Raw genomic sequence first — 19,747 nt, forward strand, 5'->3', positions numbered from 1 at the left:
TCCGCGTCAGGGCGTCAGCGTGAAAGCGTCGCTTTCGCCGGGAACGAGTTCCAGCGGCCAGATGCGGTTGCGGGCCCCCTGCGGATAGTGCTCGGCATAGGCCGGCATGGTGGCGAGCAGGGTTTCGCCGAGCTGGGCGCCGAGATCGCGCAGCGACATGCGGAAGGAGGTCAGCGAGGGCTGCAGGAAATGCGTGCGCGGCTCCTCGCGGAAACCGACGACGGCGAGGTCGCGGCCGGGCACGATGCCGGCCTCGGCAAGCCTGCGGTAAAGCCCGATCGCCATCAACTCGTGGATCAGTATGATCGCGGTCGGCCTCTCTTTAATCATCAGCAGTTCGTGGCCGGCCTGATAGCCGCCCTGCTCGCTCGACTTGACACGGATGACGAGCGCCGGGTCGAAGGGGATATCGTGGCGTTTCAGCGCCTGACGGTAGCTGTCGACGAAGATGTAGCCGAGATTGATGTCGGAGGAAGGGACGGCAACCGCGATCCGCCGGTGGCCCTTGGCCACCAGCCGGTCGACGCCGCGCGCCGCCACGCCTTCGAAGTCGAGGTCCATCCAGGTGTAGCTGCCGCCGGACGCGCTGCGGCCGAGCGTCACGAAGGGGATGCGGGCCTTTTCCAGAAGCTCGATACGCCGGTCGGTACGGCGTGTCGCCGAGATGATCAGCGCGTCGACGAGGCGGCGGGCCACCATGCGTTTCAGATATTCGTGCGGATCCTCGTCGTCAGGGCAGGGCAGCATGACCAGATCGAGCTTGTGGCGGGAAAACACGCTCTGCAGGCCGTCAGTGACTCCAAGGAAGAAGTCGTCGCTGTTTTCCACCGTCTCGCGGCTGACCTCGAGCATCAGGCCGATGACATTGGTCATGCCCTGGCGAAGGCTGCGGCCCGACTGGTTGGCGACATAACCGAGCTCTTCGGCGGCGGCGAGCACCCGCCGGCGCGTGTCTTCATTGACATCCGGCTTGCCGTTCAGCGCCCGGGAAACCGTCCCGATCGAAATGTCGAGATGCTCGGCGAGCTGGCGAATTCCCTTCATCTCCGACGATGTCCCTCCCGATCGGATCGCATTTGCCCTTTCTTGCCACAGGATGACGCCTGCGAAAAGTCGGGAGAGGGATTATGGCCTGAAGCTCTGGCGGATGACGAGTTCCGGAATAACGCGTTCGGAAGCCGGCGGGGCATCCGGATCTTCGAGCCGCCGCTCCATCAGCGCGACGGCGCGCTGCGCCATGGTCTGCGGATCCTGGCGGAAAGTGGTCAGCTGATAGCTCAGCCAGGAGGATTCCGGCACGTCGTCGAAGCCGATGACGGCGACATCTTCCGGAATGCGCTGCCGCGCTTCCTGGCGCACGATATCCATCAGTCCGAAGGCGATCAGGTAGTTGGCGCAGTAGACGGCGTCGGGCTTCATTCGCTGCGAGAATAGCGCACGGCCGGCGGTGACGCCGCCCTCATAATCGGAATCGTCGCCACGTGCGGCGGTGACGGATGCGCCGAGCGACTTGGCCGCCGACAAGAAGGCGTTTTCGCGCTCGACGATCGCAGGCGTTCCCGAATTGGAGCCGATGACCGCCAGCCGTCGCCGGCCGCTGTCGTAAAAGGCCGTCGCCGCCTTGCGAGAGGCTTCGATGTTGCCGGCGCGCACGTGGTCGGCGTCGGGCTCCGAGCGGCCGATGACGATAAGCGGGTGGCCGTTTCGCTGGGCGAGTTCGAGGAAACTTGCCGGCGGCGAGCCGGAGAGGATGATGATCGCCTCGGCGCGATGGCCGATCAGCATCTTCTGGGCGGCAAGCAGTTCCTCTTCCGTCCGGCCGGTGTTGATAAGGATCGGAATGCTGCCGCGGCGGATTAGGACTTTGGCGAGTGCGGCGGCCAGATGGGCGCGAAACCCCACTTCCGGGCGGGTCGCGACGATGCCGACAAGGCGGCTCTGATTGGCGAGCACGCCACGCGCGAGATCATTGACGTGATAACCGAGCTCTTCAGCCGCCCGCAGCACCTTTTCGCGCGTTGCCGGCGCCACGCTTGCGCCCGGCGTGAAGGTGCGCGACACCGCGGAACGCGAAACGCCCGCCAGCTGCGCCACCTGCTCGGCGCTGACGAAACCCATGCGCTCTTTTTTCGGCGTCTTGCCGTCGTTCACCAGACTATCATTCATCGGCTCTCAGCTATTGATCGTCTCTGACAGCTGGATGACAGGCGGCGCGGCGGAGGTTTTTTTCAAAGGTGCTATCGTCGGCATGACCGCCGGTTGGCGTCAAAGACCCTCCCCACAAGGGGGAGGGCAGGTTATGTGAACCGGTGCGGCACATTAGCCCTCCTCCTTGCGGGGAGGGGGGCGCGGCCGGGGAATCACGGCTGATCCCCCGGTCGGGATGTCACTGATGAACAAAAAAACACCGAGGCTGCGGGACGCAACCTCGGCTGAAGGCGAACCGGCGGCGTTGCAATGAACGCCACCGCAACAGGGACTACTCGCAGACGCGCACGGTTTCGGCGTGATAGCCCCCATCATAGCGGTTGCGCACATCGCGGTCCTCGTACCAGCATCTCGGCTCGGGTTCGACATAGCGGGGGCTCTCGACATAACGCGGGCCGTCATCGACGTAGCGAGGGCCGCCATTGACGAGCGCGCCGCCGATCAGGCCGCCGACGACGCCTGCGGCAACGCCGCCGGCGATGATGCGGCCGGTGTTATCGTGATGGCGATGGTGGTCGCGTGCGGCAGCAGGCTGAATGGCCGATCCAACAAGGGCCGTGGCGATCAACAGGCTGCTAATGACTCTCTTCATGACGTTCTCCTGAAATGGCACTCGCCCCGGATAAAAGAGAAATGCGGCAGCAAGTCGATTGTTCGTTCAAACTTTGCGACATGCATTAATGCATGTCTTCGCTGAAGACCATATCAGGTCGCCGATTCCGCAGCGGTCGTCGTTGGGCATTGTCGCTTATATAAGCTACAATGCCGTGAGCTGCCTGAGGCACTGGCTGACAATTTGCTGATGAACCACTTCCATAAAGGAAGCCCGCCTTAGCGGTCTAGGCGGGTTTTGAGTGGAGTGGGCCGCAGAGGCTACTTCCCGACGGTGATTAAAAAGCCCCGCAGTTCGCGGGGCCTAGGGTGCATGGAAAGGTGTTGCGCCGGTTTGGGAACGGACCTAGCGCATCGCTATTCCACCGTGAACGTTCCGGCCCCCTTGGAGTATTTCTTACCTCCAAGCGAATTGATCGTCGCACATTTTTCCTTATCGAACTTCTCGCACATCTTGTTGTCTTTGATGGCCCATGTGCCCTTGTAGGTGGCCTTGTCCCCCTCGACAGTCGCTTCAATCGTTCCGTCTGGTTTATAGGTTGTGACGCCCGATTGAGTCTTTGACTTCCAGTGAATTGGGTGGCCTACCAACTCACTTTTCATCTGCTCCGCTGTCATGGTCGCGGCATATGCACAAGATGCGAAGGCTAGGATAATGAGGCCAGAAACCGTGATCGCTTTCATCGTTCACTCCCTTCTTCTCAAACGAAGATTGTAACCGCGTGAGAGCGCGGCGAATATTTATCCAAAAGGCTTATCTCGACATATCAGTGTGGATGAGGGCTTCGACACGCTCGATTCTGGAAGATCGAAAACCCGGTCGATTCTTCCCGGGGGAAGACCTAGTTGCCCGGCTAGCAGGTTTTCTGTTTGGCGATGCGATTCATTGTCTCAAGTCCAATTGCTTGAAACAAACGGCCGCAGCGGCTCGAACTCCACCGCCGGCACATCCTCCGACGAGGTTATCATCTTTGCCCGCTTTTTGGCGAGCTTCGCCCACCACCTCGAATTGGTTCGGATCTGATCGATGCCATAAAGTATACGAAGCATGTGTCGGGCTTCCGCAGCCTCCATTGTTACGAGTGGTATGCCATCCAGTCGTGCCGGTGCATCAGTTGCTATGTCCACTATGGCCCAAGTGGTATCACTCGCTTCCAAACGGTAATTGCTCGCCATTTCGTCCCTCCGGTCGTAGGGCGAGATTGATGCAAAATCCCCGATGCGCACATCCGGCAAAAGGGATTGGCCCCACCACCAAAAGGTGAATGCGGCCGTTTGAACATAGCTCAGCGCCGACTTCTTCACCCTGCGAGGCGCCGTGGGTAAGCAGAGCATTCAAAGACTATTCGCCGCTCCTTTGTTCTGCCGGCGACTGTTGCGAAAAAGGCGGTCCAGTCGGATCTGCTGGCGCTCTGCTCCGATCCAAATTTTTTCGAGATCATTGTCGGTTTGCGAACGGCTGCTTCGTTGTCAATATGAGCGGGCTTGTTTAGCGGCAATGATGCCGGCGTCTCGCTCCTGGAGGAAAATTCCCATGCGTTTCATGTCCATCGTCACGTCCACCGATTCGATGCATCCGACGCCCGAGCTTATCGAGGCGATAGGCAAGCTTGCTGATCGGGAAATCAAGGCCGGCCGCATGCTCGACACCGCCGGGCTGATGCCGCTGGCGACCGGTGCCCGTGTCACGATCCGGGACGGCAAGTTGAGCGTTATCGATGGCCCTTTTGTCGAGGCCAAGGAGGTCGTCGGCGGTTATGCGATCTTCGAGCTGCAGAGCAAGGAGGAGGCCGTGGCGCTGGCGGTCGAGTTCATGCAGTTGCACAAGGATCTCATGCCCGGTTGGGATGGCACGTGTGAAGTGCGCGCCTATTTTGAACCGGGTGCGGAGGGGATCTGCGACCCGCTCGCCGAAGCAAGGGCATGATCCTTTCGACCCATAATCTGGGCGGGCGGTCGTGACGGCCGCCGGCACCCATCAAACGATCCTGGCCGTCTGGCGGATCGAACAGCCGCGGCTGATCACCAGCCTGGCACGATTGCTGCGCGACGTGCCGCTTGCCGAGGATCTGACACAGGAAGCGCTCACTGTAGCCCTGGAACGATGGCCGAAGACGGGAATCCCCGAACGGCCCGGCGCATGGCTTATGACAACTGCCAAGCGTCGAGCGCTCGATCATCTTCGTCGTCGCCGGATGCTGGATCAGAAGCACCAGATGATCGTTCGGGAAATGGAGGAGGAAGAGCAGATCATGCCCGATCTAGACACCCCTCTGGATGATGATATCGGCGATGAAATGCTGCGTCTGATATTTACGGCGTGCCACCCGCTGATCTCGCGCGAGGCGCGCGTAGCTCTGGCCTTACGGATGATCTGCGGCCTGACGACACAAGAAATCGCCAGGGCATACCTGGCGTCGGAAGCAACGATCGCCCAACGCATCCTCCGCGCCAAGAAGACATTGTCGGATTCGGGGCTCGCCTATGAGACGCCGCATGGCGAGCAACTGTCGCAACGTCTCGCCTCGGTGCTGGAGGTCATCTACCTGATCTTCAACGGGGGTTACACGGCCGCCCGCGGCGACAACTGGTTTCGGCTGCAATTGTGCAATGAGGCGCTGCGGCTGGGCCGGGTCTTGACATCCGTGGCGCCGCTGGAGCCGGAGGCGCATGCGTTGCTGGCGTTAATGGAACTGAACGCGTCCCGTGCTGCGGCGCGGACGGATGCTGCCGGCGATCCGATCCTGCTTCTCGAACAAAACCGTGACCGCTGGGATCGGTTGCAGATTCAGCGGGGGTTGAAGGCGTTGATGAGGGCCGAAGAGCTTGGCGGTGCCGGCGGGATCTATGCCCTGCAGGCCGCGATCATTGCATGTCATGCAAGGGCAATGACGGCCGATGAAACCGATTGGAGGCATATAGCCGGTCTCTATGCGGAGCTTGCCGGGCTTCTGCATTCGCCGATCGTCGAACTCAATCGAGCGGTGGCCATCGGCATGGTCGAAGGCCCCGAGGCGGCATTGGACATCATTGAAAGCCTGCGCGACGAGCCCGCATTGAAAGACTATCATCTTCTGCCCAGCGTTCGCGGCGATCTTCTTTATAAGCTTGGCCGATACGACGAAGCGTGGCGAGCCTTTCAAGCGGCGGCCGCCCTTGCCGAAAATAAGAGGGAGCACGATTTCCTCATGCGCCGTGCTGGTGAAGCTGCCGCAGCGAAGCGTTGATTGTAACGTATCTCGGTCTTCATGGCTGAGGTGGCTCGCCCTACATGGTCTTCCGAGGGTTGCCCGGACAGGCCGAACCGCTCCTCATCGCAGGAGGACATTGGAATCGATTCTGCCAAACTGAAGACCGGCTAGTTTAGGTCATACCGGTATGTTTTAGGTCATAGCCAGTGGCGTCCAACACATCTTCGGGAATATCGTCGAAGGAGGCGTAGTTGAGGTTATAGAGCCTGGAATAGAGCTTGCCGTTCTTCATCAATTGCCGGTGGTTACCGCTTTCGATGATTTCGCCGTTCTGCAGCACGATGATGCGGTCGGCCTCGCGGATCGTGGCCAGGCGGTGGGCGATGACGAGGCCGGTGCGGTTTTCGAGCAACTTCACCAGAGCCTTCTGGATCAGCATCTCGGTATAGCTGTCGATATTGGCGGTCGCCTCGTCGAGCACGAGGATCTTCGCATCCGCCACAAGCGCGCGGGCAAAACTCAAAAGCTGGCGCTGGCCGAGCGAAAGATTGCCACCGCGCTCGCCGAGAACACTGTCGTAGCCATCGGGCAGGCGCATGACGAAATCGTGCGCGCCGACGGCTTTTGCAGCCTCGATCACTCGTTCGCGGGTCGCATCCTGCTTGTGGTAGCGGATGTTTTCGAAGACGGTGCCGGTGAAGAGGAAGGGTTCCTGCAGCACCATGGCGATTTCGGCCCCGAGCGAATCCTGCGTCACGTCACGCACGTCGTGGCCGCCGACCAGAACCTGGCCCTGCTGCACGTCGTAGAAGCGATGGATCAGCGACATGCAGCTCGATTTGCCCGAGCCCGTCGGCCCGACCAGGGCGACCGTCTCGCCGGGATTGACCTTGAAGCTCACATGTTTCAGCACCGGATGTTTCGGATTGTAGCCGAAGACGACGTCCTTGAATTCGACCGAGCCGTCCATGTCGCGCGACAGGGCCTTGGCATCCGGCGCATCCTTGATGTCAACCGGCACGTCGAGCACTTCCGTCAGCCGCTGGCCAGACGCCATGGCGCGCTGCATCACCGAATATTGCAGGGTCAGAGAACGGATCGGGTCGAAGAAGCGCTGGATATAGAAAAGGAAGGCGACGAGGACGCCGACATCGAGCGCCTGGTTGAGAACGCGGGCGCCGCCGACGACGATGACGAGGGCCATCGCCACGCCGGTCAGGCTGTCGACGATCGGCACCATCACCTGCGCATAACGCGCCGCCGTCAGATGCGTCTTGAGGTTGGCACGCGCCTTGTCGTCATAGAGCGTGAAGTTGACGCCCTGCCGGTCCATGCTCTGGACGGCGCGCACGCCGTGAATGGCTTCGGCAAGCGCGCCGTTGGCGACCGAATTGGTCTCGTGGGCTGCCATGAAGGACTTGCGGGCGAGCGGCAGCCAGAATAGCCGGACGACGAAGAGCACCGGCAGCACCGCGAGCGTCAGCAGGCCCAGCTTGAAATCGAGATAGAGCATCACGAAGACGATACCGAAGAGCAGCACGATGTCGCCGACTGAGAGTACCGAGGTTTCGAGGAATTCCTGCATCGAGTTGACGTCGCCCTGCAGACGCGACATCAGCCGGCCGACTTCGGTCTTGTCCATGAAGGAGAGCGAGACGCGCTGCAGATGCGAAAACATCGCCCTGCGGATATCGAAGAGCACGTCTTCCGCCACGCCGCCGACCAGCGTCTCCTGGGCGTAACTTGCCGCATAATTGATGAGAATGGCGACCGCGAAGGCAGCGATCGCCCAGATCAGCGCCGAAGGATTGCCGCCCGGCGCCATGCCGTGGTCGATGGCATAACGGATGATCAGCGGGATCAGCAATTGCATCATCGTGAAGGTCAGGACGGCGACGACGGCCCAGCCGACCTGGCGGCGATAGGGATGAACGAAAGCCCAGATGCGCTTGACGATATTGCCGTCGAAGGCCTTTCCGAACATCTCCTCCTCGACGCGATGCGAACCGACGACTGCCCGCGGCGGGCGGCGCCCATCCTCGCGAACGTCGGGACGCTCGGTTTCCAGTTCCTCGGCCATGCTATTCCTCCCGCGGCCATCCCAGCAGGTGGCCTGCACGTTCATTGCTCGTCCCCTTCTCTCCGCTGGGGAGAAGGGGTGATCTCATTACGCGCTCAACACCTCGTCGCCCGGCCGGACCTGCAGCTCGTAGAGCGCCTTGTAACGTCCGCCGAGCGCCAGCAGCGCCGCATGCGTTCCGCGTTCGACGATCTTTCCGTCTTCGACGAACAGGATCTGGTCGGCATGCATCAGCGAGCTCAGGCGATGGGCGACGATGATAGTCACGCGGTCGGCGGCATAGCGGCGCATGGCGCTGCGGATACGCTGTTCGGTGGCGGCGTCGATTGCCGCCGTCGAATCGTCGAACACCATCACCGCCGGCTTCAGCATCAGCGCGCGGGCGATCGAAAGACGCTGCCGCTGGCCGCCGGACAGCGAAACGCCGCGCTCGCCGACGACGGTATCGTAGCCTGTGGGCAGGCCGAGCACGTAATTGTGCAGCTGGGCGCTTTCGCTGGCGCGTTCGATGCGGCCTTCCTTTGCCCAGGGGTCGCCATAGGCGATGTTGTTTTCGATCGTCGTCGTGAACAGGAAGGAATCCTGCTGGACGACGGCAATCGCCCGGCGCAGCGATTGCAGCGTTGCCTTGCGGATGTCCTGGCCGTCGAGCGTGATCTTGCCGCCGCTGACATCGTAGAAGCGGGGAATGAGATGGGCGATCGTCGACTTGCCGCTGCCGGGAGGCCCGACGATACCGATTGTCTGGCCGCGCCTGGCTTCGAAGGAGACATCGTGGAGCACGGTGCGCTTTTCCGCACCGGGATAGGCGAAGCTGACATTCTCGAAGCGCAGCACGCCGTCGGTAGTGTTCAGGTCGCGCGCATCCGGCGCATCCTTGATCGCGATGTCGAGGTCGAGCAGGTTGAAGAGGCGTGAGCCGCAGGTGGAAGCGCGGGCGAAGGCATTGACCATCAGGCCGAGCTGGCGCACCGGCATCTGCAAAATGGTCATGAAGGTCAGGAAGGAGGCGAGCGTGCCGACGGTGATTTCGCCCGACATGACCTTGCCGCCGCCGACGAAGAGCACCAGGCCCATGGCTGCGAAGAAGGAGAAGGTCATGGCGCTGGTATTGGTCACACGGATGCCGACGCGCTGATGGGCGAGCGCCAGTGCGTTTTTCGAGGCCGCCTCGAATTTCGACATTTCGTGGTCCTGTGCGGCAAAGGCGCGCACGACGCGGATGCCGCCGAGATTTTCCTCCATGATGCGGGTCAGCACCGACAGCCGCTCCTGCAGGTCGAGCCAGGTGGCGCGCAGCTTGAGCTGCGTCACCGAGGAGCGCCAACCGACGAAGGGCACGAAGGAGAGCGCCAGAAGCCCGAGCACGACATCGGTCGACAGCAGCATATAGGCGCCGATGCCGATCAGGATCGACAGCAGGATCATCCGGACCAGCGCCGTCGAAAAATACATGCGCACGCCTTCGAGATCGAGCAGGCCGATGGTGATCAGGTCGCCGGAATGCACCGTGTCGTGAAAGCTGAAGGAGAGGCGCTGGATCTTCTCGTAGCAGGCCAGCCGCAATTCGTAGCCGATGTGATGGCCGACGGCTTCGCTGTAATAGTTCTGCACCATGGTGAACAGGCCGCGCAGCACCGCCGCGCCGAGCAGCAGCAGCGCCGTGGTCAAAAGCGCGTCCTGGGCCGCCTGGCCTGCAGCCCCGCCGCTCATCGCCATCTGCGTGTGGTCGACCGCCTGGCCGAGAAGGCGGGGGATCATCAGCTGGAAGGTGGAAGCGACAAGCGTGGCGCCGATCGCAAAGCCCGATTGCCAAGGGTGGCGGAAGGCCATCATGGTGATGCGCACCAAGGTGTAGAGGCCTCGGCCCCAGCCTGCCGCAGTTGCAAGCGCCATCGAAGCCGAAGGCTTCGTCGCGCGTATTAACGCATCGCTGCTCACGGTATTTTTTCCAATAGATGTGGTGCTCGGACGCTGGCCCGAAAAGACGGCAAATCCATGAAGGGATTGATAGCACCGTCACTTTTGCCGATTCCGCCCGGGGGTTCAAGTAAACAATTCACCAACTGGTTATTTTTACGTGAGGTCCTCTCGCATCCCCTTGGGAACAATCGGCGCGCGGGTGGGTTGCAGCAGGCGAACCCTTGAGGCAACCATCACCGGAGAGAGATCCATGCCGCTGAAAGCCCTCGCTCTCAATGCAACACTGAAGACCAGTGATGCCAAGGAGCCGTCTTCGACCGACCGGATGATCGGTCTTATCGACAAGGCGCTGTCGGCCTATGACGTCAAGACGGAGGTGCTCCGGCTTGCCGATTTCAACGTCAAGCCAGGCGTCACATCGGACGAAGGCGCCGGCGATGACTGGCCTGAAATTCGCGCCAAGCTGCTCGCCGCCGATATCTTGATCATGGCGACGCCGATCTGGCTCGGCCAGCCTTCCAGTGTCTGCAAGCGGGTGCTGGAACGGATGGATGCCTTTCTCGACGAGACGGACGATCAGGGCCGCATGATCTCATATGGCAGGGTCGCGGCCGTTGCCGTCGTCGGCAACGAGGACGGCGCCCATCATGTGTCGGCCGAGCTCTACCAGGCGCTGAACGACGTCGGTTTCACCATTCCGGCCAATGCCGTCGCCTACTGGGTCGGCGAGGCGATGGGCTCCACCAATTTCGTCGATATCGACAAGGTGCCGAAGGTCGTGACGAAAGCCGTCGACATGCTGGCCCGCAATACGGCACATCTGGCGGGCTTGCTGAAGGCGGAGCAATATCCGGGCGAGGGTGGCTGACGCCCGAACACACGCCCTTGACGCTTCAAAATCATATTATCTTTCAATAGCTTGAATCGGCATGACAATAAAGCTCTTGCCATGGGCGCCGTTTAGCGCTTTCATACACGACTAGTTTAATAGACTATCGGATGAGCGTGATTGCTCCGCTCGTGCACTTTCGAGGCCTCCGGCTCGGACCTCGATGCTGCGGCAGATGTTCGTGAATGGCCGTGTGAACCTCATCAACGCATGATCTGCCTTTTTTATGCGTTGAAACCTCGATCGACACACAGTGCGGATGAAGCCGCAAAGGAGTTGCGATGACGGTTCAGGGACTTTTTTCCGCCAGAGCCAATGCGGCGGCGCAGATATCCGCCGTGCCGCGCATTGCGATCGTCGGCCGCGGCTTTTCCGGCATGATGACGGCGATCGCGCTGATGAAGACGGTGCGCGCGCCCTTCCATCTGCAGCTGTTCGACCCCAATTCGTCGGTCAGCGGCGGGCAGGCGCTGGCCTCCGCCCGCGCCTCGACGATCCTCAACACCCGCGTGCGCGATCTCTCGGTCGCGGTCGGCGACAATGACGATTTCAACGACTGGCTCTGTAGCAATACAGCCTTTCGCGCCGCGGTACCCGCCGCCATCCCGGGTTTCCGGCAGATCTTCGTGCCGAAGGAAATCTTCAGCGATTATGTCTACCAGCGCTTTTCCGAAGCGCTTGCCGCCCGCCGCGACATTACCGTTCAGGTCTGCAACGATCCCGTCGTCGCGATCCGCCGGAGCCACGGCAACCGCTACCTGCTCGAAAGCGCCAATCCCGCCAACCCGCTGTTCGATACGGTAATCCTTGCCACCGGCTACGGCCTCGGCGATCAGGATACCGGTAAGCGGGAGGTTTCGCCGGTCAGGGCCCAGCGCCTGGTGGCAAGGCCGCATGCGGTGCTGCTCGGCAGCGGCATCCGCGTCGTCGACCAGTTGCTGCAGCTGCGCGATTGCGGTTATGCCGGCCAGGTGACGATCATTTCCCGGCGCGGCTTCCTGCCTCAAAGCCATACGCCGAATTCGGCCGATCCGGTGTTTCCGGCCGAAGCGCTGCCCGAGAGCCTGCCCGACATCGTGCGCTTCATCCGCCAGGCCTGTCGCGAGGCGGAGGAAGAGGGCCGAAGCTGGCAATCGGTGATGAACGGACTGAGGAAACATGCCCGCTCGCTCTGGCGCTCGCTGCCGGCGCGCGACAAACACCAGTTCAACCGGCATTTGAGGGCAATCTACGACAGCCATCGCAACCGCCTGCCGGAGGCCATGCATCTGCGGCTGAAACGCGAGCTTGCCGAAGGCCGCACGGTGTTGCGCCGCGGGCATGCCGGCCGCCGGGGCCTGAGCGGCCTGTTTTTCACGCCGGCCGGTTCCTCTACCGAGGAGATCATCCATGCCGAGCGCATCATCGATTGCCGCTGTCAGGCGCCGGATCTTTCGGCACCGCTGATCCAGAGCCTGTTTTCCGCCGGTCTCGCCATGCCGGACGAACTCTCCCTCGGGCTGGCGGTCAATGCGCGCGGAGAGCCTTTCCTCGAGGACGGCGCGGCGGTCGCAGGGCTTTTTGCCGTCGGTCCGCTCGGCCTTGGCAGCCTGCCCGATATCGATCTCGTGCCGGAAATCGTCTCGCAGGCCTATGCCGCTGCCGAACGGGTCGGCGAGCGGTTCTATCCGCAGGTGAAAGCCGTCTGAAAAACGAGGCTGGTTCGGAACCATCCGCCCGCCGCCGCGTTATAAAGCGCTGGTGACTCTGAGGGGCCGATGGAAGCATTGAATAGAAATGATACGTCTCTTAACGAGGAGGGACGATTTCGCTTACTGGTCGATGCCATCACCGACTACGCCATCTATATGCTCAGCCCCGAAGGCATCATCACCAGCTGGAATACCGGGGCTCAGCGTTTCAAAGGTTACAAGCCTTCCGAAATTCTCGGCGAGCATTTTTCGCGGTTCTATCTGGATGAGGACCGCGCCGCGGGAATTCCGGAGCGCGCGCTCACCACGGCGAAAGAGCAAGGCCGATTCGAAGGCGAGGGCTGGCGTAAGCGCAAGGATGGCAGCCGCTTCTGGGCCCATGTGATCATCGATCCGATCCGCCGTCCCTCCGGTGAACTCATCGGTTTTGCCAAGATCACCCGCGATCTGACTGAACGCAGGGCCGCCGAAAACGCGATCCGCCAGAGCGAGGAACAGTTCCGCCGGCTCGTCCAGGGCGTCTCGGACTATGCGATCTACATGCTCGATCCCGAAGGCAATGTCAGCAGCTGGAATTTCGGCGCCGAGCGCATCAAAGGCTATAGGCCTAAAGAAATCATCGGCCGGCATTTCTCGACCTTCTATACTCCCGAGGACCGCGAAGCCGGTATTCCGCAAACCGCGCTCAGGATCGCCCGTACCGAAGGCCGGTTCGAGAGGGAAGGCTGGCGCGTGCGCAAGGACGGCACGCGTTTCTGGGCCAGCGTCGTCATCGACGTCATCCGCGGCGATGACGGCGAGGTGCTCGGTTTTGCCAAGATCACCCGCGATATCACCGAAAAGATGGAGACCCAGCGGGCATTGGAGCAGGCGCGCGAAGAGCTCTTCCAGTCGCAGAAGATGGAAGCGATCGGTCAGTTGACCGGCGGTATCGCCCATGACTTCAACAATCTGCTGATGGCCGTGCTCGGCAGTCTCGAAATCCTGAAGAAACGGATGCCGCAGGATCTATCGCTGACATCGCTGGTCGACAATGCCATGCAGGGTGCGCAGCGGGGTGCTGCGTTGACGCAGCGCATGCTGGCCTTTTCCCGCCGGCAGGAACTGCATATGGAGCCGATCGACGTCTCCGGCCTGATGCGCGGCATGATGGATATGCTCAGCCGTTCGCTCGGGCCCCTGACCAGGATCGAGACCTCGTTCCCCATCCGGCTGCCGACGATCCTTACCGATCCCAACCAGCTGGAGATGGCGATCCTGAATCTCGTCGTCAACGCCCGCGACGCCATGCCATCCGGCGGCCGGATCGTGCTTCGCGCCTCCGAGGAATCGGTGCCGTCAGGCAAGGGTCCGCTGCGGTCTGGCCGGTATGTCCGTATCGCGGTGATCGATGAAGGCGAGGGCATGGATGCAAAGACGATGGAGCAGGCAGTGACCCCGTTCTTCACCACCAAGGGTGTTGGCAAGGGCACCGGTCTCGGCCTTTCCATGGTGCAGGGTCTTGCCTCCCAGTCCGGCGGCCGCCTCATGTTGAAAAGCCGCCTCGGCGAAGGCACGACAGCTGAATTGTGGTTCCCGGTCGTCACTGTCGAGCAGGTAGCCGAGGTCACAGCAAACCCGCCGCAACGCGCGGAAAATACGCCGCGCGGGCTGCGTATCGTCGCCGTCGATGACGATGGTCTGGTGCTGATGAATACGACGCTGATGCTGGAGGATCTCGGTCACACCGTGTTCGAGGCGATGGCAGGTCCCGAAGCGCTGGAGATCCTGCGCAGGCAGCCGGTCGATCTGGTCATTTGCGACCACGCCATGCCGCGCATGACGGGCGCCGAGCTCGCCGAGGTGATCCGCGAGGAGTGGCCCGAGATGCCGATCATTCTCGCAACCGGTTACGCCGAGCTCCCCGAGGGCACCCGCATTGCCAATCTGCCCCGCCTCGGCAAGCCCTTCTCGCAGGCGCAGCTCGCCGATGCGATCAGCCGGGTCGCTTCTTAAAGGGCGCGGAGCGGCTATGCGCGACGCTTATCATCGCCACTATCCTGGATGACGTCGCGGTCGGTTCCCCCGCGGAGTTCGCTCGGCGTCAAGACTTGTTGTTCACTCGCCGTGGCTGACGATGCACCGCTGAGGAGGCGTTTTTCGGTCTCTTGCAAGTCAAGGATCGCCCGTTCCATCCGCTCAGCCGGAGTTTCGCGTGCGGTGACTCGCCACCGGTGATGCTGCCACAAGGTAACGAGCAGGCGTCGGCTCGGAACTTCTATCGTTTCATGAAGGAACCATGCTCCCCCCACTGCAACGACAAGCGCGACCGCGATCACGGCCGATTCCGGCATCAGAGTTTCAAAAGTCCGATGCACCAGGAACATTATCGGCACGTGGAAAAGATAGAGCGAGAAGCTGATCGTCCCGAGAAACCTCGCAGGCGCAGCCGCCAGGACATAGGCTGCGATCGGAGGCTGCCGAGCAACCAGCGCGACAATGACGGCTGCGGCGACGGCGCTTTGCAGGCTCCAGAATTCAGGGGAAAAACCAGGCACGAGATGCCGGTAAGTGAAGAACACCGCCAGCAGGAAGAGCGTGAAAGTTCCGGTGAGAGGGGATGGCGTCCATCGATCCCAGCAGGAATGCATCTTCCCGGCAAGTGCGCCGAAAAGAAAATAGGGGAGCTTGGACAAGAGCATGATTCCAGGCCCAGGCAATTCAAGCAGACCATCGACGACGACGACCACTGCGAAGCCGGCGATCACCCCGCTGTAGCGTTGCGGGCGGGCTAGGCAAAGCCACAGGATCGGGAAGAGCAGATAGAATTGAATTTCAGGTGGAATTGACCAGAAAACGCCACTTGAGCCCAGAAGAAAGACATGGCGCACAAAATCGGTGCCGCCGATGATCGGCTGAACGAAGCCCAGATTTTGTATGCCGGACAGCATCGCCACGAGCAGAACGGCAGCCAGATAAACCGGATAGATGCGGGCAAATCGGCTCACCAGAAAATCCAGGACGTTTTCTCGGGTCACCGGCCGCGCGCCGTAGAGATGGGCCATCAGAAAGCCGCTGAGGGCAAAAAACAAGCCGACGGCTTCGCTGCCCATGGTCGTCAAAAGCGCGGATGCCCCTGGAAAGATAAGTCCGACATGCGCCTGCACGACCAGCAGGGCGGCGATACCGCGCAGGCCATCGAGACTGGGAATGTAATCCGGCCGGTTCATGTGCAGCTTTTGTAAAATTCCGTTCCGATAAGAAGTATCGGACATCGCTTTACACGATCTTAATCCGGTTGCGCTCGAGCCGCTTGGCGCAACCGCTTGCCGCACCCGGATTAAGCCCGGCGGCCTCTTCCCATCTCGCCGCGAAGGATGAACAGCAGCAAGGCGAGCGCCATCGCCGCCAACCCATACCAGGTGATCGCATAGACGAGATGGTTGTTGGGGAAATGGATGATCGTCAGACCGCCGACAGGCAAGCCGCCCGGATTGGCCGAGGCGCCGGCATCGATGAAATAGGGCGCGATCGCAGCGACGCCACGCTTTTGCGCGATCGCCGCGACATCGCGCGAATACCAGCGGTCGGCGGCAGCGTCGTTGGCTTGCAGCAGCGATCCCTTCGGCTCGGTCATCCGTATGAGGCCGGTGATCTCGACGGGGCCTGACAATTCGCCCCCGCGGCGCGTCGCCGGATCGCGTCTATCGATCGGCACGAAGCCGCGATTGACGAGAATGGCCGTGCCGTCGGCGAGTGTTAGCGGCGTCATTACCCAATAACCCGGACCGAGCGCCGTCGACGCATAGACCAGCGTCTCCTTGTCGTTTGCCAGAGCTCCGGTCGCACTCACCCGCCGATATTCGTCGTCGGCGGCATTGACCTTGCCCCAATCGGCCTGCGCCGGCGCCGGAACCGGTGGCGCATGCACACGCTGGTCGACGCGGGCGATGAGGCCGCTCTTCCAGGCGAGCCGCTGCACCTGCCAGGTGCCGAGCGCTGCGAGGATTGCGGCAAGCAGCGCCAGGCAGACGCAGAAGAACGCGCGTTTTGCCCGAGAGGGCCGTCTTGCCGATTTGTCCGGAGCCACGCTCATGGGCTGAACCGATGCCGCCGGCGCTGCCGCCGGCGCCCCGTGACCATCACGGCATGTTCTTCATCATCTCGGGGCTCATCGGCATCATGTTGGTGTTGAGATGATGCATGACCCAGAGAGACCCGGAGAGAGCGATGGCGACGATGATGATGGTGAAGATCAGCGCCATCATCGTCCAGCCGCCCTCACTGCGCGGGTTCATGTGCAGGAAGAAGACCATATGGACGACGATCTGGATGGCGCCGATGCCCATCACCAGCACCGCCGTCACCAGCGGGCTGGCGAACACGCCTGCCATGACGAGCCAGAACGGAATGGCGGTCAGGACGACGGAGAGCGCAAAGCCCGTCATATAACTCTTGAACGTGCCATGGCCGGCCTGGTGACCGTGGCTGTGGCCGTGATGGGCCTCGTGGGCATCCTCATGTGCGGGTGCTTGCGAACTCATCCGAGTACTCCGAGCAGATAGACGAAGGAAAAGACGCCGATCCAGACGACGTCGAGGAAGTGCCAGAACATCGAAAGGCACATCAGACGGCGGCGGTTGGCCTCGACCAGCCCGTGCATCGACACCTGCACCATCAGCGTGATCAGCCAGATGATGCCGAAGGTGACGTGCAGGCCGTGCGTGCCGACCAGCGTGAAGAAGGAGGAAAGGAAGGCGCTGCGCGTCGGCCCGGCGCCCTCATGGATCAGGTGGATGAACTCGTAGAGCTCGAGCCCGATGAAGGCTGCGCCGAACAGGCCGGTGACGGTGAGCCAGAACAGCGTTTCCGCCTTGGCATTGCGCTCCATCTGCAACATGGCGAAGCCATAGGTGATCGAGGAGAACAGCAGCATTGAGGTGTTGAGGGCGACGATCGGCAGATCGAAGAGATCGGCCGGCGACGGACCGGCCGCATAGTTGCGACCGAGCACGCCGTGCGTGGCAAACAGCACGGCGAAGATCAGGCAGTCGCTCATCAGGTAGAGCCAGAAACCGAGATTGGTGCTGTTCTCTGGGTGATGGTCTTCCGTCAGGTAGAATTCAGGCTTTTCGGCCGTGTCGATGGTCTGATCGCTCATGGTCTTTACACCTGCTCGGCAAGCAGCGCGGTGCGCTTGCCTTCCGTTGCGGTCACCTCTTCGGCGGGGATGTGGAAGTCGCGTCGGTAGTTGAAGGTATGGCCGATCGCCACGACCAGCAGACCGACGAAGGAGACGACGACCAGCCACCACATGTACCAGATCAGGCCGAAGGCGAGGGCGACGCTGATGGCCGAGAGGATTGCGCCGGTGCCGGTGTTCTTCGGCATATGGATCGGCCGGAAGCCTTCCAGCGGCCGGGCATAACCGCGGTTCTTCATATCGTACCAGCTGTCATGGTCGTGCACGACCGGCGTGAAGGCAAAGTTGTAATCCGGCGGCGGCGAGGCGGTCGACCATTCCAGCGTGCGGCCGTCCCAGGGGTCGCCGCTATCGTCACGCAGTTCCTCGCGCTTCATGAAGCTGACGGCGATCTGGATCAGGAAGGCCACGATGCCGAGCGCGATCAGTCCGACGCCGAAGGCGGCGATGATGAACCAGATCTGCAGCGACGGGTCTTCGAACTGGCTCATGCGGCGGGTGACACCCATCAGGCCGAGCACATAGAGCGGCATGAAGGCGAACCAGAAGCCGATCTGCCAGAACCAGAAGCTCAGCTTGCCCCAAAAGGGATCGAGCTTGAAGCCGAAGGCCTTCGGGAACCAATAGTTCACGCCGGCGAACATCCCGAAGAGAACGCCGCCGATGATGACGTTATGGAAGTGGGCGATGAGGAACAGCGAATTGTGCAGGACGAAGTCGGCCGGCGGCACGGCAAGCATGACGCCGGTCATGCCGCCGATGACGAAGGTAACCATGAAGCCGACCGTCCACAGCATCGGCACCTCGTAGCGGATGCGGCCGCGATACATGGTGAACAGCCAGTTGAAGATCTTCGCCCCGGTCGGGATCGAGATGATCATCGTGGTGATGCCGAAGAAGGAGTTGACGGAAGCACCCGAGCCCATCGTGAAAAAGTGGTGCAGCCAGACGATGTAGGACAGGATCATGATCACGCAAGTGGCGTAGACCATCGAGGCGTAGCCGAACAGGCGCTTGCCGGAGAAGGTGGCGACGACTTCGGAGAAGATGCCGAAGGCGGGCAGCACCAGGATGTAGACCTCCGGATGACCCCAGATCCAGATGAGGTTGATGTACATCATCGGGTTGCCGCCGAGGTCGTTGGTGAAGAAGTTCGTTCCGGCATAGCGGTCGAGCGACAACAGGGCGAGCGTTGCCGTCAGGATCGGGAAGGATGCGACGATCAGCACGTTGGTGCACAGCGCCGTCCAGGTGAAGACCGGCATCTTCATGAAGGTCATGCCTGGCGCGCGCATCTTGACGATGGTGGCGATCAGGTTGATGCCCGAAAGCGTCGTTCCGACACCGGCCACCTGCAGGCCCCAGATATAATAGTCGACGCCGACACCCGGACTGTAGGCCGCGCCCGACAGCGGCGGATAGGCGAGCCAGCCGGTCTGGGCGAATTCGCCGATGAACAGCGACAACATGATGATGATCGCGCCGGCCGTGGTCATCCAGAAGGAAAAATTGTTGAGGAAGGGGAAGGAGACGTCGCGCGCGCCGATCTGCAGCGGCACGACGAAGTTCATCAGGCCGGTGACGAAGGGCATCGCCACGAAAAAGATCATGATGACGCCGTGGGCGGTGAAGACCTGGTCGTAATGGTGCGGCGGCAGATAGCCCTCCGAACCATTGAAGGCGATCGCCTGCTGGATGCGCATCAGGATCGCGTCGGAGAAACCGCGCAGCAGCATGATGACGGCCAGGATCACATACATGATGCCGATCTTTTTGTGATCGACGCTGCAGATCCAGTCGTTCCAGAGCGGACCCCAGAACTTGAAATAGGTGATGAGGCCGAGCACCGCGATGGCGCCGATGACGACGCCGATGAAGGTCACGACCAGGATCGGCTCGTGATAGGGAATGGCATCGAGGGTCAACCGGCCGAAGACGAACTTCAGGAGGTCAGGATTGGAAAACATGGAA

17 protein-coding genes are annotated in these 19,747 nt (G+C 61.5%); 5 read left to right on the forward strand and 12 right to left on the reverse strand.

What is annotated here, in order from left to right:
* Positions 1-6: 6 nt before the first annotated feature.
* The 5 genes from ATY29_RS35665 to ATY29_RS35685 all read right to left on the reverse strand — a co-directional run bounded on the left by ATY29_RS35665 (position 7) and on the right by ATY29_RS35685 (position 4,125).
* A complete protein-coding gene (locus ATY29_RS35665) occupies positions 7-1,044 on the reverse strand; it encodes a LacI family DNA-binding transcriptional regulator (protein ID WP_003563540.1) in 1,038 nt (345 codons plus the stop codon).
* 81 nt (positions 1,045-1,125) lie between these two features.
* Positions 1,126-2,166 carry a LacI family DNA-binding transcriptional regulator gene (locus ATY29_RS35670; protein ID WP_097534349.1) on the reverse strand — a complete coding sequence of 347 codons (1,041 nt, stop codon included), beginning with the start codon at positions 2,164-2,166 and terminating at the stop codon, positions 1,126-1,128.
* 313 nt (positions 2,167-2,479) lie between these two features.
* Positions 2,480-2,800, reverse strand: a complete 321-nt coding sequence (locus ATY29_RS35675) for a hypothetical protein (RefSeq protein WP_003563537.1) — start codon at positions 2,798-2,800, stop codon at positions 2,480-2,482.
* A gap of 377 nt (positions 2,801-3,177) precedes the next feature.
* The gene (locus ATY29_RS35680; RefSeq protein WP_003563535.1) at positions 3,178-3,504 is read right to left on the reverse strand and encodes a hypothetical protein; all 327 of its coding nucleotides are present in this window, start codon (positions 3,502-3,504) and stop codon (positions 3,178-3,180) included.
* A 207-nt stretch (positions 3,505-3,711) separates the two neighbouring features.
* On the reverse strand, positions 3,712-4,125 hold the full coding sequence (locus tag ATY29_RS35685; protein WP_244597503.1) for a hypothetical protein: 414 nt from the start codon (positions 4,123-4,125) through the stop codon (positions 3,712-3,714).
* Positions 4,126-4,354: 229 nt separating this feature from the next.
* Between ATY29_RS35685 and ATY29_RS35690 the strand changes: the two genes are divergently transcribed.
* Both ATY29_RS35690 and ATY29_RS35695 read left to right on the forward strand, forming a co-directional pair.
* On the forward strand, positions 4,355-4,747 hold the full coding sequence (locus ATY29_RS35690; protein ID WP_025418725.1) for a YciI family protein: 393 nt from the start codon (positions 4,355-4,357) through the stop codon (positions 4,745-4,747).
* 31 nt (positions 4,748-4,778) lie between these two features.
* A complete protein-coding gene (locus tag ATY29_RS35695; RefSeq protein WP_097534351.1) occupies positions 4,779-6,047 on the forward strand; it encodes an RNA polymerase sigma factor in 1,269 nt (422 codons plus the stop codon).
* A gap of 136 nt (positions 6,048-6,183) precedes the next feature.
* On the opposite strand, the gene ATY29_RS35700 is transcribed toward ATY29_RS35695, so the two are convergent.
* Both ATY29_RS35700 and ATY29_RS35705 read right to left on the reverse strand, forming a co-directional pair.
* Entirely contained in the window at positions 6,184-8,091 is a 1,908-nt protein-coding gene (locus tag ATY29_RS35700; RefSeq protein ID WP_025418723.1) for an ABC transporter ATP-binding protein, read from the reverse strand.
* Positions 8,092-8,178: 87 nt separating this feature from the next.
* A complete protein-coding gene (locus ATY29_RS35705) occupies positions 8,179-9,987 on the reverse strand; it encodes an ABC transporter ATP-binding protein (protein WP_097534460.1) in 1,809 nt (602 codons plus the stop codon).
* Positions 9,988-10,264: 277 nt separating this feature from the next.
* Here ATY29_RS35705 and ATY29_RS35710 point away from each other — a divergent pair, with 277 nt between their 5' ends.
* The 3 genes from ATY29_RS35710 (at position 10,265) to ATY29_RS35720 (ending at position 14,589) form a co-directional block, all read left to right on the forward strand.
* Positions 10,265-10,882 carry a flavodoxin family protein gene (locus ATY29_RS35710; RefSeq protein ID WP_097534353.1) on the forward strand — a complete coding sequence of 206 codons (618 nt, stop codon included), beginning with the start codon at positions 10,265-10,267 and terminating at the stop codon, positions 10,880-10,882.
* 302 nt (positions 10,883-11,184) lie between these two features.
* Positions 11,185-12,591 (forward strand): FAD/NAD(P)-binding protein, encoded by a 1,407-nt coding sequence (locus ATY29_RS35715; RefSeq protein ID WP_003563522.1) that lies wholly within the window; start codon positions 11,185-11,187, stop codon positions 12,589-12,591.
* A gap of 69 nt (positions 12,592-12,660) precedes the next feature.
* Positions 12,661-14,589: a hybrid sensor histidine kinase/response regulator gene (locus tag ATY29_RS35720; protein ID WP_025419040.1), complete on the forward strand. Its 1,929-nt coding sequence runs from the start codon at positions 12,661-12,663 to the stop codon at positions 14,587-14,589.
* Positions 14,590-14,603: 14 nt separating this feature from the next.
* Here the strand turns inward: ATY29_RS35720 and ATY29_RS35725 are convergent, their stop codons facing one another.
* The 5 genes from ATY29_RS35725 to cyoB all read right to left on the reverse strand — a co-directional run bounded on the left by ATY29_RS35725 (position 14,604) and on the right by cyoB (position 19,743).
* On the reverse strand, positions 14,604-15,803 hold the full coding sequence (locus ATY29_RS35725) for an acyltransferase family protein (RefSeq protein WP_097534355.1): 1,200 nt from the start codon (positions 15,801-15,803) through the stop codon (positions 14,604-14,606).
* Between the two features lie 110 nt (positions 15,804-15,913).
* The gene (locus ATY29_RS35730; protein ID WP_097534357.1) at positions 15,914-16,669 is read right to left on the reverse strand and encodes an SURF1 family protein; all 756 of its coding nucleotides are present in this window, start codon (positions 16,667-16,669) and stop codon (positions 15,914-15,916) included.
* Between the two features lie 46 nt (positions 16,670-16,715).
* Positions 16,716-17,117: a cytochrome o ubiquinol oxidase subunit IV gene (cyoD, locus tag ATY29_RS35735; RefSeq protein WP_097534359.1), complete on the reverse strand. Its 402-nt coding sequence runs from the start codon at positions 17,115-17,117 to the stop codon at positions 16,716-16,718.
* Positions 17,114-17,734: a cytochrome o ubiquinol oxidase subunit III gene (cyoC, locus tag ATY29_RS35740; protein WP_097534362.1), complete on the reverse strand. Its 621-nt coding sequence runs from the start codon at positions 17,732-17,734 to the stop codon at positions 17,114-17,116. Before cyoC ends, cyoD begins: the two co-directional genes overlap by 4 nt.
* A gap of 5 nt (positions 17,735-17,739) precedes the next feature.
* Positions 17,740-19,743: a cytochrome o ubiquinol oxidase subunit I gene (gene cyoB, locus ATY29_RS35745; RefSeq protein WP_097534364.1), complete on the reverse strand. Its 2,004-nt coding sequence runs from the start codon at positions 19,741-19,743 to the stop codon at positions 17,740-17,742.
* Between the last annotated feature and the right edge of the window lie 4 nt (positions 19,744-19,747).

Source organism: Rhizobium hidalgonense, from assembly GCF_002914525.1.
Classification (GTDB): Bacteria; Pseudomonadota; Alphaproteobacteria; order Rhizobiales; family Rhizobiaceae; genus Rhizobium; species Rhizobium hidalgonense.